At 32.0% G+C, this 16,010-nt stretch carries 13 protein-coding genes; 1 reads left to right on the forward strand and 12 read right to left on the reverse strand.

What is annotated here, in order from left to right:
• Positions 1-76: 76 nt before the first annotated feature.
• From MHI13_RS20735 to MHI13_RS20790, 11 genes are all read right to left on the reverse strand, one after another.
• Positions 77-562, reverse strand: coding sequence for a glutathione peroxidase (locus tag MHI13_RS20735; RefSeq protein WP_002436222.1), 486 nt, complete (start codon positions 560-562; stop codon positions 77-79).
• Between the two features lie 718 nt (positions 563-1,280).
• Complete coding sequence (locus tag MHI13_RS20745; RefSeq protein ID WP_002436194.1) at positions 1,281-2,006, reverse strand: zinc ribbon domain-containing protein; 726 nt, start codon at positions 2,004-2,006, stop codon at positions 1,281-1,283.
• Positions 2,007-2,256: 250 nt separating this feature from the next.
• Entirely contained in the window at positions 2,257-3,381 is a 1,125-nt protein-coding gene (locus MHI13_RS20750; RefSeq protein ID WP_002436170.1) for a hypothetical protein, read from the reverse strand.
• The gene (locus tag MHI13_RS20755) at positions 3,381-4,565 is read right to left on the reverse strand and encodes a hypothetical protein (protein ID WP_002436186.1); all 1,185 of its coding nucleotides are present in this window, start codon (positions 4,563-4,565) and stop codon (positions 3,381-3,383) included. Before MHI13_RS20755 ends, MHI13_RS20750 begins: the two co-directional genes overlap by 1 nt.
• A 135-nt stretch (positions 4,566-4,700) precedes the next feature.
• Positions 4,701-6,293 carry a solute:sodium symporter family transporter gene (locus tag MHI13_RS20760; protein WP_002436279.1) on the reverse strand — a complete coding sequence of 531 codons (1,593 nt, stop codon included), beginning with the start codon at positions 6,291-6,293 and terminating at the stop codon, positions 4,701-4,703.
• Positions 6,294-6,600: 307 nt separating this feature from the next.
• Positions 6,601-7,473: a DUF4064 domain-containing protein gene (locus tag MHI13_RS20765; RefSeq protein WP_002436204.1), complete on the reverse strand. Its 873-nt coding sequence runs from the start codon at positions 7,471-7,473 to the stop codon at positions 6,601-6,603.
• 225 nt (positions 7,474-7,698) lie between these two features.
• Complete coding sequence (locus MHI13_RS20770) at positions 7,699-9,714, reverse strand: ABC transporter permease (RefSeq protein WP_064210758.1); 2,016 nt, start codon at positions 9,712-9,714, stop codon at positions 7,699-7,701.
• Position 9,715: 1 nt separating this feature from the next.
• Positions 9,716-10,465 carry an ABC transporter ATP-binding protein gene (locus MHI13_RS20775; RefSeq protein ID WP_002436183.1) on the reverse strand — a complete coding sequence of 250 codons (750 nt, stop codon included), beginning with the start codon at positions 10,463-10,465 and terminating at the stop codon, positions 9,716-9,718.
• 109 nt (positions 10,466-10,574) lie between these two features.
• Positions 10,575-11,471 (reverse strand): sensor histidine kinase, encoded by an 897-nt coding sequence (locus MHI13_RS20780; protein ID WP_002436260.1) that lies wholly within the window; start codon positions 11,469-11,471, stop codon positions 10,575-10,577.
• A gap of 5 nt (positions 11,472-11,476) precedes the next feature.
• A complete protein-coding gene (locus tag MHI13_RS20785; RefSeq protein WP_002436233.1) occupies positions 11,477-12,142 on the reverse strand; it encodes a response regulator transcription factor in 666 nt (221 codons plus the stop codon).
• 30 nt (positions 12,143-12,172) lie between these two features.
• Complete coding sequence (locus MHI13_RS20790) at positions 12,173-12,325, reverse strand: hypothetical protein (RefSeq protein ID WP_002436229.1); 153 nt, start codon at positions 12,323-12,325, stop codon at positions 12,173-12,175.
• Positions 12,326-12,651: 326 nt separating this feature from the next.
• Between MHI13_RS20790 and MHI13_RS20795 the strand changes: the two genes are divergently transcribed.
• Positions 12,652-14,136 carry an alkaline phosphatase gene (locus MHI13_RS20795; protein ID WP_002436173.1) on the forward strand — a complete coding sequence of 495 codons (1,485 nt, stop codon included), beginning with the start codon at positions 12,652-12,654 and terminating at the stop codon, positions 14,134-14,136.
• 197 nt (positions 14,137-14,333) lie between these two features.
• On the opposite strand, the gene MHI13_RS20800 is transcribed toward MHI13_RS20795, so the two are convergent.
• Positions 14,334-15,875, reverse strand: coding sequence for an NAD(P)H-binding protein (locus tag MHI13_RS20800; RefSeq protein ID WP_064210759.1), 1,542 nt, complete (start codon positions 15,873-15,875; stop codon positions 14,334-14,336).
• Between the last annotated feature and the right edge of the window lie 135 nt (positions 15,876-16,010).

Consider the following 16,010-nt stretch of genomic DNA (forward strand, 5'->3'; position numbering starts at 1 on the left):
CATTAATTTTAAAATTAAATACTAAAAACTCTCTTAAAAGTCACTTCGACTTAAAAGAGAGCTAACACATCATCATTTATTCATTTAATAATTCTTTAATGAATTCCTCCATCTCTTCAGGAGAGTCATAAGGAAGATACTTGCCTACTACTTTACCCTCTCTATCAATAACAAACTTTGTAAAGTTCCACTTAATTTGCGAACCAAATAATCCAGGTTTCTCGCGTTTTAAAAGCGTATATAAAGGATGTTCATTGTCACCATTTACAATTGTTTTCGAGTGGATAGGAAATGTAATACCAAACCGTCGACGGTAAGTATTGTAGATTTCATCCATCGACCCAGGTTCTTGATTGTCAAAGTTATTACAAGGAAAACTTAAAACAACTAATCCATCATTTTTATATTTTTGATATAACGTTTCCAATCCTTCAAATTGATCGTTTAATGCGCAATTAGTTGCTGTATTTACGATAATAAGAACCTTTCCTTTATATTCTTCTAAAAAGTAAGTAGAACCGTCATACCTTTCTACTTTTATATCATAAACACGCTTACTCATTGAGATACACCTCTACATCATTGCGAATTTTAATAAATCAATAACGCCACTAGATGCTCCAGGGAAAGCAAAAATATTTAGAATTAATTTTTGAGCTGTCATTTTGTTATTAATAATAAATTTACTAAATCACTTGCATTATTACTGTGAATTTCTACAATCATTGCTTGTGATTATCTAAGATAATAGATATTTCCGTTTCAGTTTTATTATTATACTCAGAAATCATTTGTTTACCGCGCGATACGGCAAATGATATCGACTTCGACTCCTTTTTAAACATGACAGATACGAATTCTATACATATGATACCCGCTACAATAAAAGTTATACTTTTATGACTTCGTTACCTCGTCTTAGCGAACAGTATTTCGGACTGTTTAACATTTAATTCTTAGTTTCTTTTCATTAAATAGGTCTAATTATTTATTCATGCCATTGTGAGTTTAAGTGTCCTTAACTCATAAAGCAAGTCACACGAGATATTACGAATTGGTTAAACCAAACCATTTAAATTCTTTCTTTCATAATTGCGTCAATCATCGACTCATATGATAAGTTTAAAATATAACTAGTTTTCTAGTAACATGTGTTACTTATTCACACATTCACCTCTTTTCAATCGAGTACGATTGGTTGAATTCTATTACATTGTATTTCACAATTCAAAATATTTGCATAATTTTATATAAACAAATAGAGTTGCTTTCGCAACTCTCTATAATTGATCAACATTTTCGATAACAGATATTTTTCCATTTTTAACATTAACTAATACAGAGAAATCATTATCTTTATTGCTATCATAGATTAATTGATTTGGCTTTCTGTCATCAGGTTCGTTATATTTTTGGATAAATTGGTCTTCTGAAATATCATTAGGGGCCACCCCTACATGAACAACTTCATCATTCTCATACGCAACTGCTAAGTTCCCATACTTTTCGTAAGTATAATTTGAACTATCAACCTTTCCATCGGATTTACCAAATTTTTCTTCAACTTCTTTACGTGTCATACCTGTATATATACCTTGATAACCACTCGTTGACGCAGATTTCATATATCCTTTATCAAATGCTGTACTAAAGACATCAATATGCGGACCTTTAGAAGTTGAATCTTTCTCACTTTTTGAATCATTTGTATTAGATGGACTTGATTGAACAGATTCTGATGTCTTATCATCATCTTTGACATAATGTTCATAAGCATAATATGCTCCGTAAAGCATAGCAGCAATGAATCCTATAAAGATGAGTGATAATAAAATAATTAAACCTGTTGGCTTCTTACCACGAGATGCACGTTGTACGTTGTAGTTAGAATGGTTTTGGTTATAATGAGGTGGGTGATTTTGATATGATTGCCTAATATGTGCTCCACATTGATTACAAAACGATTGGCCCTCTTTTAATTGATGTCCACAATTTGAACAGTACATAACTAACCCTACTTTCAATTTTTACTCAAATTAAGTTGTTAAACAATATTTTAAAATATTTTTTATAGAAAATCTATGCTCTTAATAATTGAAAATACTGTTATTCATCTTGCTTCTAGTTTTTAATATAAAAATTACAATTTAATATAAATTATGAAAAGATTTAGTTATAAATAAAGCCACTCCCAAAATTATGGAGTGGCTTTATATACAATCATTCATATTATACATATAAATTTATGTCATATTCTTATTGAGTTTTATCATGGGTATCTTCGTATCGAATACGTTGTCGATAGCCATACGTACTTTCTTTAATTAACTGATCATTTAATAAACCTGCACCAATAGCACCTGCAACTGTAGAAACAGATGCTGCAAACCAAGGAATACTTAAATAAAGATCTGGACCTGCTGGACCTTCAAGACTTACTTGTTGTCCTAAAAAGTCTGCCGGTAGCAGCACTAACTCTGCAATCAAGAACAGAGTATATAAAATAATATAGTAAATGATAATGGCAATAATTAACGTCATAATTGTCGTAGCATTATATAACCAAGTTATCCTTTTATTTTTACTTGATTTAACAGATTCCCAAAGATCGTGAGACATCATAATCCATATTAACATGCCAATAATCGCGATAATGGATATACCAAATAGACGCCACATTGAAAAGTTATTGGCCATTTGCCACATCGTTGTAAAGACAAGCCCGAAAGCGCCTGTCGTAAAGGCAATGGCAACTATATTACTTAAACTTGCCATCATATTTAATGGGTTATTAGCAAATGTCATACCACTGACAAGTCTAAACATACCTCTAGAACGAGAACTTGATAAATATCTTAAATGATATGACTCAGTTTCTTCTAAATACACTTGAGTTTTATCTATTTTAGAGAGAGGAAATTGTTTTTTAACGGATGTCTCTATATTGTTATTATCATCGTAATTACGACTTTCGTGTTCTGCTTCATGGAGTTCTTGAATGATACTAAGAATTGCTTGTTTAAATCTATTTTTTACTGGGCGCCAGCCAAATGCTGGATATGAGAAGATTGCTGCGCCGTTATACATGTTGATATCTAATGCCATCACTTGATGATCAGCAAACATCGGCAAGTCAGTAATTGAAATGACATAATCCCATTGGCGCTTATCATGATAATCTGCAACTTTCTTAAATATTTCATCTACAGATTCTGCAAAGCCAGTTAATGGATCTGTAACCAAATCAAATGTCCATTCTTTTTTGTTGTTATATTGTTCAGACAACATATCTGGCAACTCTTCCATCAAACTTTCTGCTAGACGTTCTGTAACCCCTGGCGCTACAACTAGTCCAACCGTTCTTTTCTCCAAATCTGCCATTACTCATCCTCCTCTCTGTGACCTTGTTTTTTACCTTCATATTGTTCATCTTGTTGATCATTACTTGAAGCTTGTTGTTCAACTTTCTGATGTGATACGTCTTGAGATTGTTGTTGTTCTTTTTGTTCTTCTTCTGCCTCTTTATAGCGATGATATTGTCTATATGAATACGTAATGCGTCGTATTTTTTCTTCATCTTCAACTGTAGAACCCATAGCGCCTGCTAATAGACCTAATGACGCGACAAACCAAATCAATCTTAAATAATTAGTAAAGGTAAATTGAGCCTTTGCACTTGTCCAACTATTAAATAAATCAACTGGTACAAATAGCGTAATACTGATAATGAGTAAAATGTATAGAATAAAATAATTCATTAAAGTAATCACACTCAATGTAACTAGTGTCGTTGAGTTATAGATATAACGATAAACGCGTTGGGATTTCGCAGTCTTTCTTTCTAATAATTGATGTGCGTATAGTAACCAACCTGCCATACCTAATATCGCAATAATCATAAGCAGTATGAGTCTGAAAGGTGAATAAATGACACTGAGTTCCCAAGGCATAGAGAAAATTGAAATATACGTACCTGTAGCAAATGCAACGGAGATAATCTTTTTAAAATTAAAGATATTCTTCCATGGCTGATTGGCTCGTGTTAAACCACCAATAAGTTGAATCCAACTAATGATAAATAATGTATTAATGTAACGTCTTTTTTCAGATTCATCTTCATTAGGTTCAACTGATTTCATGCGTACAAATGGATGTGGCGCATTTTTACTTTTCGGATCTTCATAGTATAACTGTTCAATCAAAGATGTCACAGTCTTAACTAATTTACTGTTCAAACTCATAAAGCCAAGTGAAGGTAGAGATAACATAGCTACTTGCTTATCATTATTATAGTCACTAATCACGACTTTATTATCAGAAATACTCGGTAAATCAGTTAAACAGATGACATAATCCCAGTGATGGTCGTCCTTTAATTGAGCGGCCTTGTCCACACTTTCATGTACATCTTCAGCTGAACCTATCATTAAATCTACTTTAATATCGAAGTTCCAATGGCTATCACCTTCGATACGTTCAGTAAGCAATTTTTTTACTTTTGGTATGATTCTCTTCGCATGATGATGTGCAACACCTGGTGAAGGTATGATGCCGACTGTATGCATATGCGTTAGAACCTCCTTTCGTTTTTCATTTTCAGGAAAATTAAATTTAATATAGATAAAGTGTACGTTAACACTACCTCTAGCGTGCCAACGTACACTTCTATTCATTCATTTATCAAGTTCCAATTGTAACATTTATTTCGCAAGTACGAGTGGTGAAAAGATGATATAACTTATTACCACTAATGCCAAGATAAATATTCCAGCAACATAGCGATATTTCCATGGTGTCATATCGACCTGTGCTTGACGTGATTTTAAGTCATATTCACTAGAAGGTTTAATCTTATTGAAAATTAATACAATAATTAAATCTACAAAGAATAATACGCTGAATGTATATAAATAGTTAATTTCTGTAAATACGAGACTCACAATCGCATATATTACAATGTGTGTGGCAAGTGCAACTTTAGCACCTAACTTAGATGTCTTCTTAGAATAGAATGCGACTAACACAAGTACGAGTACTGGCATACTGTAAACACCATTGAATTGTTGTACAACAGCGTATAAACCACTTGGGAATAATGAAATGACTGGCGCAAGCCCTACTACAATTGCGCCAATAACGATTGTCGCAATGTGACCTACACGTGCAATATGTTTATCAGATTTATTCTTTCCGAAGATGGGTTTATAAAAATCAAGCGTAAGTAATGTCGTTGTACTGTTTAATGAACCTACAAATGAGCTTAAGATTGCACCGAAAATCACGGCACCAAATAAACCGAAAGCCCAATCAGGTAGTACTGAACTTACAAGCGCTGGATACGCATTGTCTGGAGTTTTAATACTGCCATTAAAGTAGTTGTATGCAACTACTCCTGGAAGCACTGTAAATAAAGGCCCGAATACCTTGAATAAACTTAAGTAAATAGCACCTTTTTGTGATTCCTTTAAGTTCTTAGCAGCAAGCGCTTTTTGAACAATCATTTGGTTTGCGCACCAGAAGAATAAATTATTGAAGAACATACCGAAGAATAACGTAGGCCATGGCACAATATCAGAATCGATTTTACCGAATCCATTCAATTTCTCTGGCGTTTTTTGAACCATTTTATCGAAACCATGGATAAAATTACCGTCACCTAGATGTCCGAGACCTAGAATTGTAATCGCAAGTCCTCCGATAATAAGCGCCATACCATAAATAGAGTCACTGAATGCGCTAAGAGATAAACCACCGACAAATAAATAGATGATTCCTACAACGCCTATGACCAAGGAAATAATGATAACGGCAGTTGTACTGCTTACTCCTAAATATTTATCAATGTTAAACATTTTGTTGAACACGAGTGAACCAGAGTAAAGTACAACGGGTAAGAATGAAACGACGTATGTGAAAATAAATAAGATAGATACAAATCGCTTAGTAAAAGTATCATATCTTAATTCTAAGAATTCAGAAATAGTCGTAACACCATATTGTAAATATTTAGGCAAGAAGATCCAAGCTAGTAGTACAACCGCTACAGCTGCAGTAACCTCCCATGCCATAACTTCCATACCTTGTGAATAACTTTGTCCATTCTGTCCCACGATTTGCTCCGTAGATAAATTAGTCATAATAATCGTCGAAGCAACTGTAAATCCTGTCAGACTGTTACCTCCCATAAAGTAACCATCTGAACTATCTGTTTTAACTTTTTTCGATTGTAGATAAGCGTATAATGAAATACCACCTACCACCAGAATGAATAAGAGTATCGATATCCAATTCATCCTCAATAATTCCTCCCTCAATTATTTTGAACATTAGCATGCAAAAATATATTGACTTAAATATAATCATTTAAACTTCGTTTTTAAATGTACATTGAATTGTGTGCATTGAAAAATTCTAGACTAATTCATTAACATTTTCAATAGTTGTATGTAAATTTCATTTTCGATAATAAATCTGTTCAAAGTTTTATATTATATAATAGGAAGAAACTCGTTCATCATATATTTATAGATATTGAAAAAACCGACCCACTCATTTTGGTGGATCGGTCTTTGTACTTAATAAACTTATACAATTATTAATTTAATATTTAAATGGATCGTCTTCTTTTTCATTTTTACGATGACGCTCTTCTTCTTTAATAAAATCATCACGTTTAGTGTCATTAGAGTTAAAATCATGATGATTATCTTTTGAATGATTGTTTAAATCATGAGACTCTCTGTCACTATTGTGTGAATATTGATCTTTAATTTCTTGTTGTTCATGTTTTTTGTCATCATCAGATAAAATAAATGAGTTATTCTTCTCATTAACTTGTCTGTCACCATTTTCATAGTGCTCATTATTTTGATAATTGTCATGAGAATGTGTATTATCATGAGCATTATGGTGATCATAATTATGATGATTGTCGTCGTGACTATGATTTCTATCATATTCATTATGATTGTTATTGTAATTATTGTTTTTGTCATATTCATTGTGGTTGTTATTTCTATGGTGCTCATTATTTGCATAGGCATTATGTTTATCATTATATTGATGATTTGAATCATTTTTTGGTTTACGTGCTAATAGCATGATACCTGCAATTATCCATAAAATACCTGCTAAGAAACTTGAAGTAAGTAACGCAATAACACCTACGATTAATAAGATGATACCTGCAATTTTAGATTTTTTACTGATTAATAATGTAGCAATAATTGCAAGAATTAATAATACTATAAAACCAATGATGTACCATGTACCCATACTTGATAACATTCCATATGACTGATTAAGTTGGTCAGATGATACACCTTGATTTGAATCTTGAGTATTATGAATCATTTCATGTTTAAAATCTTTATTACCCATCATTGAAACCATTAAAGCAATAAAACCTAAGTATAGAAGATGGAGTATATTTCCTATCCAAGATAGAACTTTTTCAACAGTACGTTTTATCATGTTTATAATTCCTCCTTTGCAAGATATTTGTTTAATACCCTAAAAATTTAGATTTATTCTTAAAAATTAAAAAAAGAATTTAACATTTAATTTGAAGTTATTAATTTCATGAAAATATAAAGGTCATTTCAATTAAATTTAAAACAATATTAGCACTAGAAATACAAGTTTTATAGTGTATAAAAAAGACTAAGACACGATAAGCATGTCTTAGCCTTTGAAATATTAATGTTTATTATTAATGATCATATAGTAAATACGTGAAGTTACCCAGTACATAAGAGAATAAATAGCGATAAATGCTAAAGTAACTCCTATAAAGCTTGTAGCAAATGCTCCACTATTTTTAGGTGTTATAAATCCAAGAAGATTAAAAATAATTTTGGAAGCAACTAAGGTATGGATAATTGCTACAATAACAGGTATTGAAAATATCCATATAATTTGTTTATTGATAATTTTCTTAATTAAGTCTTGTTCAAGTCCAATTTTTCTCATTACTTCATATTCACGTCTATCATCATAACCTTCAGAAATTTGTTTGTAATACATCATTAGGAAGATAGCGATGAATAATACGAAGGATACCACAGTCCCGACAAATATCAATCCGCCATTAACGCCAGTCCACTCCTTTTCAAATCTGGGTCTATCCTCTACAAACGCTCCATTATTGCTATTTTTATTTATTTTATTTATTTGAGAAGCACTGAGTTTTTTATCCCCCATAACATTGAATTCTAAAAAAGATCGTGGATAGTAGTCATCATCTTTAGAAAAATTATTTAGGTAATTATATAACTTTTCTTTAATTTTATTATTTTTCGTTACTAAATAAGCACCGTCCATAAAATTTGATAGCGTATTTATATTCATTTTCTTAATATGCTTCAACCTATATTCAGTTCCATTGATTTTTATTTTATCTGTCTTATTTAAAACGGAATTATCTGTATTAATTGCTATCTCATTACTTTTAAGACTTAAGTTAGGGTGATATTTATTATAATCATTAAGTGTCATAAAATATGTCGTAATATAGTGAGGTACTTCTTTAGATAAATAGAATAATCGACCATCAAACTTTTTTGAGTTCGGCCTTAATATAGTGTTATTTTTATTATTTACAAATTCAGCCTTATTGCTTTTTATACTATACATTTTAAAGGTATCGGTTTTAACGTGCCTTTGAATATCATTTTCTAATGAATCCATTATTTTTTTTACTTTTTTATCTTTATGAACATCTCCACTCACGCTGATTAGATATTCATTTGGCCATATTTGATCTATTCGTTCATTGAAACCTCTATAAGTGTGAATTGTCATACCTAAAGTAACTATGAGGAATGTAGCTAATAATGATATAGTAGCTAAGCTTACTGCGTTAGATTTTAATCTACTTCTCAAATTAGATACAGTAAAAAAATTATTAGTCTTGTAATAAAAGTTGGGTATTTTTTTTAACCAATCTAATATTAATACGCTTAAAGATATAAAGAGGAAGTATGTTCCTATAAAAACACTAAGCATAGCTACAAATATACTTGCTAATGAACCAATCATAGTATTGTTCTGTAAGGCAATACTATACCCAAACCCAGTTAGAAGAATTCCTAATAACAATGAAATGTAAGTAAAAATTTTAGATGTTTTTCCAGTTTTTTTACTATTTTGGTTAACTAATTTAAGTGGACTTTGAAAGGTTACCTTTATAATATTTATAATATTAAGCACGCTTAAAACTACCACTAGCATGATTAAAGTTATCCACATTGATCTAATATCAAACGGGTAATCAACTAAACTTGCACTCTTCCCTATCCATATTTTACTTATAAGCATAAAAAATAAAGAACCGAACAAGTATCCCCCAATTAAACTTATACAACTAATAATTATGAAATTGATCAAAGATTCAATAACCAAAGAAACTTTTATATGTTTTTTCTCCATCCCTAAAATCATGTATACAGCAAATTCTCGTTGCCTTCTTTTAATTACAAAGTTATTAGCATATACAACAAATATTAACGTCAACATAGACATGAGTACATTACCTAAAACAGCAAATAGCGGAAGTGTGACGCTATGTCGTTGAGTATACGTATTCTGAGTTATCGATATTAATATATACTCAATACCAAACATGATACTCACAGCAATAATAAACGGAACAATAATATGACGTTGTGTGACATACCCACGTTTTATCATTTTCCATATCATCTTGAATGTCACACTAATCACCTCTTCCATTTAGGATAGCTAAGCTATCTGCAATCCGTTTCTGGTATTCATCTCGAGATTCTTCACCACGATAGATTTCATGATAAAGTTTACCATCTTTAATAAAAATAACTCTTTCGGCATATGACGCATCGATATTAGAATGTGTCACCATTAAGATAGTTTGATTATTTTGGTTAATTTCTCGAAATAATTTCATAAGGTTTTTAGAAGTTTTGGAATCTAGTGCCCCAGTAGGTTCATCGGCTAGTAATAATTTAGGCTGAGCGATGAGTGCGCGTGCTATAGCAATTCGCTGTTTTTGCCCGCCTGAGATTTCGTATGGATATTTGTCCAACAAATCATTAATACCTAATTGAGTGCTTATTGTTTCAAGTCGTTCATTCATTGTTTTAGGACGTTCATTTGAAAGGACAAGTGGCATTAGAATATTGTCTTTATTGGTCATAGTGTTTAAGACATTAAAATCTTGAAAGACAAATCCTAAAGTTTCTCTTCGAAAACGGGCAACTTCTTTATTTCGCAGTTTGTTGATTGCGGTTCCATTAAGCGAAATAAAACCTTCTGTCACCTTATCAAAAGTCGCAATGAGATTGAGTAGCGTAGATTTTCCTGAGCCTGATTCACCCATGATAGCTACAAACTCACCGTCATCAATTTCTAAATTCATATTATTTAATGCGGTAGTTGAGTTTAGTCCTCTTCCATATACTTTTTTTACATTTTTCACTTCTAATAACATCACGAATGCCCCTTTCTCATTTCACTTAATATCATAAAATAAAAAAGTGCCAACAACATTCATAATTTCTTACAAATATTGTTGGCAAACTTACAATTTTGAAAGTTAGCTAATCTTCGTTGGGAAAATGTATTTTAAATGTCGTACCTTCACCAAGTCCTGAATCTACATCGACCTCATGATTCAAATGATTAGAAATATGCTTAACAATGAACAATCCTATGCCGCTTGATTCTTCATTAAGTCTGCCGTTGTAACCAGAATAGCCTTTATCAAATATTTTAGGAATATCTGCTTTACTAATACCTACACCATTGTCTTTAATGATTAATGTTTGTTTAGCAGAATCAAATTCAATCCAAATGTCTTTTCCACGCGCGTACTTCAAAGCATTATTTAAAATTTGTTCTATCATAATAGACGCCCATTGTGCATCCGTTAAAACAGTTGCTTCACACTTTTCATACTGAATTTTAGTATGTTGTTCGATAAACTGAATTCGATATTTCATGATTAGCGGACGTATTAATTCATTCACTGTCACTGATGAAATTGTCATATCAGATTCTTCGTTGAGTAATTTTAAATAACTCAATGCTAAGCTTGTATAGTTATCAATTTGAACAATTTCTTGTCTTACGCGATTGACAACATTTTCTTCATTACGTTCGAGTAATAGTTGTGACGCTGTGATAGGTGTCTTAATTTGGTGTACCCATGTTAAAAAGTAACTTTCCACATCATTACGATATTCTACTTGGCGATTTTTTACTTCAGTTAATTCATTTTCCAAATTATCTACCTTCTCTTTAAGATCCTCATTTCTCTTAAATCCAAGGTACTTTACCCACCAATGAATAAAAATGATGAGTAATACGATTCCTAACGCAAGACCGAAGGCACTAAATGGTAATGAAAATAAGTAAAATATTAATGCAAATAATAAAAATATACAAAATATAATTGTAATCTCATTTCGAATCGATTTTATAAAAGATAGCAACATAATCATTAAACCCTATATCCGACATTTTTCTTAGTTTCAATAAAATCATCAACGCCTATAGATAATAACTTCTTGCGTAATCTAGTCATATTAACTGCTAAGGTATTGTCATCGATAAAGTTTTCAGATTCCCAACACTTTTCAATTAATGCTGTACGACTCACGTATTTTCCTTCATTTTGGAATAACATTTTCAAAATTTGAAGTTCTGTTAATGACAATTGAACAGCGTCATCATCCTTTACGAGTTTCGCCTCATCGAGAATCAACTTGCAACCTTTCACATCTAATTCATCATTTGATACGGATAAATCGTATGTACGGCGAAGTAACGCTTGTATCTTCGCTACTGTTAGCGATAAATTGAACGGTTTCTCAATAAAGTCATCGCCACCCATTTGAATAGCCATAATTTGATCCATATTATCGGTTCTTGAACTAATAAACATGATAGGAACATTAGATTCTTTGCGCATTTCTTGGCACCAATGAAATCCATTGAGTGTAGGTAAATTGATATCTAATAATACTAGTTGTGGTTCTGTTTCACGAAAATCTTCCATAATTTGATCAAAGTTTTCAACAACATTCACTTCATAATTCCATTTTGAAAGTTCATTAGCCAAGCTCTCAGCAATAACTAAATCATCTTCGACTATGAGAATCTTCATAACTGTTCACCTTTCAACGACATACTTTAACTATTTGTTCTCTTCTGAATCATAAACTTTATTTTTATCTTTTTCAATTTGGTCTTTTTGATCTTGAGCTTTTTTACTTCTTCTTCTTTCTTCAAAAATACCTAAAGCTATAAATCCAATAATCAATATTGGAGATAACATAACAAGTATCATTATTTCACCTTCTTTGAGGTTGTTTCGTCCTCATCTTTTTATAACAAAATTTCTATTTATCACTATTTTACATGTTTGTATCTAAAAAATACATTTTTAAACAAACACGTTTCATACAATTTTTTGTCCTAAAATATTGAATGAAAAAAGGTAATCTCTGTATCTTTTAGTATAATAACTCAATTTAATTTTAAGCAATTAGAATTTAAATTCTTTTCAAATTTATATACATTTACAATTCATTTACTTAAAAATTACTTTTAATCAAAGTTCATACCCTATACTTAAAAATGCAATACATAACTTATTTAGGGGGCACATTAATTATGAGTTTCATTAATAAATTTGGTAAAACAACGATAGCAAGTTCTATTGTAGCTGCATCTGTATTAGGTGCTTCAAATGTATCACATGCTTCAGGAAGTGGTGCGGGTCCAGGTGAAAATGCCCAAGGACAGCAAGGACAAGATGATGCAGTAGCATTTGGTAATACTAAGAATCCTAAAAATGTTATTTTCATGGTTGGCGATGGCATGGGCCCATCTTTCAATACAGCATATCGTTATTATAAAAATCAACCTGGCGCTAAAAAAATGAATGCAACTGCATTTGATAAATACCTTAAAGGTACAAATCGTACATATCCTAATGATCCAAAAGAAAACGTAACAGATTCAGCTGCAGGCGGAACTGCTTTCGCGACTGGTCATAAAACATACAATGGCGCAATCAGCGTTGATAATAATAAAAAGGCATTAAAATCTGTTTTAGAACAAGCTAAAGAGCAAGGTAAATCAACTGGTTTAGTTACAACGGCTGAACTTACTGATGCAACTCCTGCTGTTTACGCATCACATGTTGACTCTCGTGATAAAAAAGATGAAATTGCTCAACAATTTTATAATGATAAAATTAACGGTCAACATAAAGTAGACGTTCTCCTAGGTGGCGGTTCTAAATACTTCGGTAAAGAAAATGGCAACCTTGATAAAAAATTCAAAAAAGACGGTTATGATTTAGTAAGTAATAAAACACAACTTCTTAATTCTCAAAGTGACAAAGTATTAGGAACTTTCTCTGAGAAAGATATGCCTCTTCAAATTGATGCACCATCTAAAAATCCTTTACTCGTAGATATGGAACAAAGTGCATTAAGTAAATTAGATAAGAACAATAAAGGCTTCTTCTTAATGGTTGAAGGTGCTTCTATCGATAAAGCTGCACATCCAAATGATGTTACTGGTGTAATGTCAGAAATGGGAGGCTTTGAAAAAGCATTCCAAAACTCTATCGACTATGCGAAAACACACAAAGATACTTTAGTCGTAGCAACAGCTGACCATTCAACTGGTGGTATGACAATTGCTAAAGGTAAAGATTACAAATGGAATCCAGAAGCTATTCATAAAATGAAACATTCTGGTATGTATATGACTAAAGAAATTGCTGCAGGAAAAGACCCTGAAAAAGTCATCAACGAAGGTTACGGCATTGACTTCCCTAGCAAACAAATGGATAAAGTGAAACAAGCTGCCAAAGATTTACGCAAACTTCAAAAAGAAGGTAAAGATGATAAAGATCCTAAAGTAGCAGAAGCTACTACAAAATTACAAAATGCCATCCAAGAACCAATCAATGATGCGTCCCACACTGGATGGACTACAAACGGTCATACTGGTGAAGATGTGAATACTTACGCTTACGGTCCAGGATCTAGCAAGTTTAAAGGCAACATGGAAAACACTAAGAGTGCTCAAAACATCTTCGACTTTTTCAAAAATGATGTAACATCTAATCAAAATCAACAATAATTCAGATATTTAATGATAAAGACGACTTGGTATATGCCAGGTCGTCTTTTTTAATGAAAAAACCAGTTAGAACATCTTAGTGTCCTAACTGGTTGATATGCTTATAAATCTAAGTTTTCTTTATATTTTTTCATTACGCTATTTAGATCATTCTCATCTGGATAGAAGTACCATAAGTTGTCACGACCAACTATTATTTATAATTCTGCGTTTGACATACTTTCTTTTTTCATTTGATTGCGCTTAATTAAAGCAAACGCTCCTGCTCCTCCTGCCACTAATGCAACTGCTACTGAAACACCAATAATAATATTTCTTGTCATATCTTGCTCACCTGATCCTTTCTTTTGTTTTGATAATTTTGCCATTCTATTCTTAAATATGTTCATTACCGTTTTATGGACTTTCGCTTGTGTTAATTTATAAACGACCCATGGTAATGTTGGTTCATATTCTTGAAGGGCAATAATCCCTTCATTAGTATTTCTCAATCTGCGAAATTCGAAACGTGCATTTCCTCCATTATCCGCATGTGCTAAATCGCCACCGACAATGCGATACACTGCCATTTCTTCACTTGAGTCATGTTCGTCTTTTTTCATTTTCAGAATAAATTTATTAATAAAAGGTACATTCATATTGAATTCATGTTCATTAATCGTACCTTTCACTAAGTGCAATGTAATATTATTTATGAAACGAGCATATTCCGTTGTCACATCTTTAATACTATATCCATCAGGAATTTCAAATCGTGTGATGGCGCGCACATCTTTAATTTCTTCTTTCTTAGATTTAGAGTGACTAGAACTTTGTTTCGCCTTCTTCTTTTTCTCTTCTTTCTCTTCGTCTAAAGCACGTTTCACACTATCTTCAAATGTAATATTTCCTAATGACAATTTAGGTACGATGCGTTTATCATGCGGTACCATATCATGTATTAAACTATTCATTAACGGATAAACCATTTCTTTCGGTACACTTGAAATCAATTGAACCCAATAACGACTTACAATTATCGGTATAATGGGCAAGTCAAGCATAGGTAATGGTTTGTCTAATACTTTAGCTGTTCGCTGAATCAACTCTTTATAGTTCATTGTCTCAGGCCCACTAATATCGATAGATTCATTTTCAGATGGAGAACGTTCAACAAGTGCTGCTAACCCATCTATGACATCTTCTATCGCTACTGGTGCTATCATGTTATATGCCCAACTAGGTAATACCATAGCTGGTAAACGTTCAACTAAACGCTTAAGTATCGGATAAGAACTTCCCTTCGCACCAATAATTAATCCAGCGCGTAATGTACTAACCGGAATACCATAATCTCCAAGAATCTTTTCACATTCAAGACGACTTCTTAAATGAGCTGATAAATGATTGTCATCTGGAATCAAACCACTCATAAAGACAATATGTTTAACACCCTGCTTTTTCGCTGCACGTGCGAAGTTATCTGCAAGCAGTGCATCCATATCTTCAAAGTTAGCTTGTGTTAACTTTGCTGATGGCATCATTGAATGGACGAGATAAATGGCTGTATCGATCCCTTCCATTACTTCAGTAATTTCATCTAAATCAAATAAATCTGCAGATTTCCAAGTAACATTCTCCTCATTTTGCTTGTTACTCGTATTTCTAGAAATCGCGATGATTTCATGTTGATCTTTTAATTTATCTTTAAGGTGACCACCGATATATCCCGAGGCCCCAGTTAATAAGATTTTAGACATCTTTCCACCCCCTTCTTAACTATTGTGGATTCTTGATGCTTTTGAAAATGAAAGCCCCCAACTTTAATAAGTTGATATTCATTTCCTATATCAATGTATTTACCCGAAATTTACAAAAAAAGACAAAATCCAAAT

The sequence above is a fragment of the Staphylococcus sp. FSL K6-0223 genome (assembly GCF_038008285.1).

Coding starts and splice junctions, on each gene's coding strand:
- MHI13_RS20750 (WP_002436170.1), bottom strand. CDS start 3,381: ATGGCAGATTTGGAGAAAAGAACGGTTGGACTAGTTGTAGCGCCAGGG.
- MHI13_RS20775 (WP_002436183.1), bottom strand. CDS start 10,465: ATGTTATTAGAAGTGAAAAATGTAAAAAAAGTATATGGAAGAGGACTA.
- MHI13_RS20755 (WP_002436186.1), bottom strand. CDS start 4,565: ATGCATACAGTCGGCATCATACCTTCACCAGGTGTTGCACATCATCAT.
- MHI13_RS20785 (WP_002436233.1), bottom strand. CDS start 12,142: ATGAAGATTCTCATAGTCGAAGATGATTTAGTTATTGCTGAGAGCTTG.
- MHI13_RS20800 (WP_064210759.1), bottom strand. CDS start 15,875: ATGTCTAAAATCTTATTAACTGGGGCCTCGGGATATATCGGTGGTCAC.
- MHI13_RS20795 (WP_002436173.1), top strand. CDS start 12,652: ATGAGTTTCATTAATAAATTTGGTAAAACAACGATAGCAAGTTCTATT.
- MHI13_RS20745 (WP_002436194.1), bottom strand. CDS start 2,006: ATGTACTGTTCAAATTGTGGACATCAATTAAAAGAGGGCCAATCGTTT.
- MHI13_RS20760 (WP_002436279.1), bottom strand. CDS start 6,293: ATGAATTGGATATCGATACTCTTATTCATTCTGGTGGTAGGTGGTATT.
- MHI13_RS20765 (WP_002436204.1), bottom strand. CDS start 7,473: ATGATAAAACGTACTGTTGAAAAAGTTCTATCTTGGATAGGAAATATA.
- MHI13_RS20735 (WP_002436222.1), bottom strand. CDS start 562: ATGAGTAAGCGTGTTTATGATATAAAAGTAGAAAGGTATGACGGTTCT.
- MHI13_RS20790 (WP_002436229.1), bottom strand. CDS start 12,325: ATGATACTTGTTATGTTATCTCCAATATTGATTATTGGATTTATAGCT.
- MHI13_RS20780 (WP_002436260.1), bottom strand. CDS start 11,471: ATGTTGCTATCTTTTATAAAATCGATTCGAAATGAGATTACAATTATA.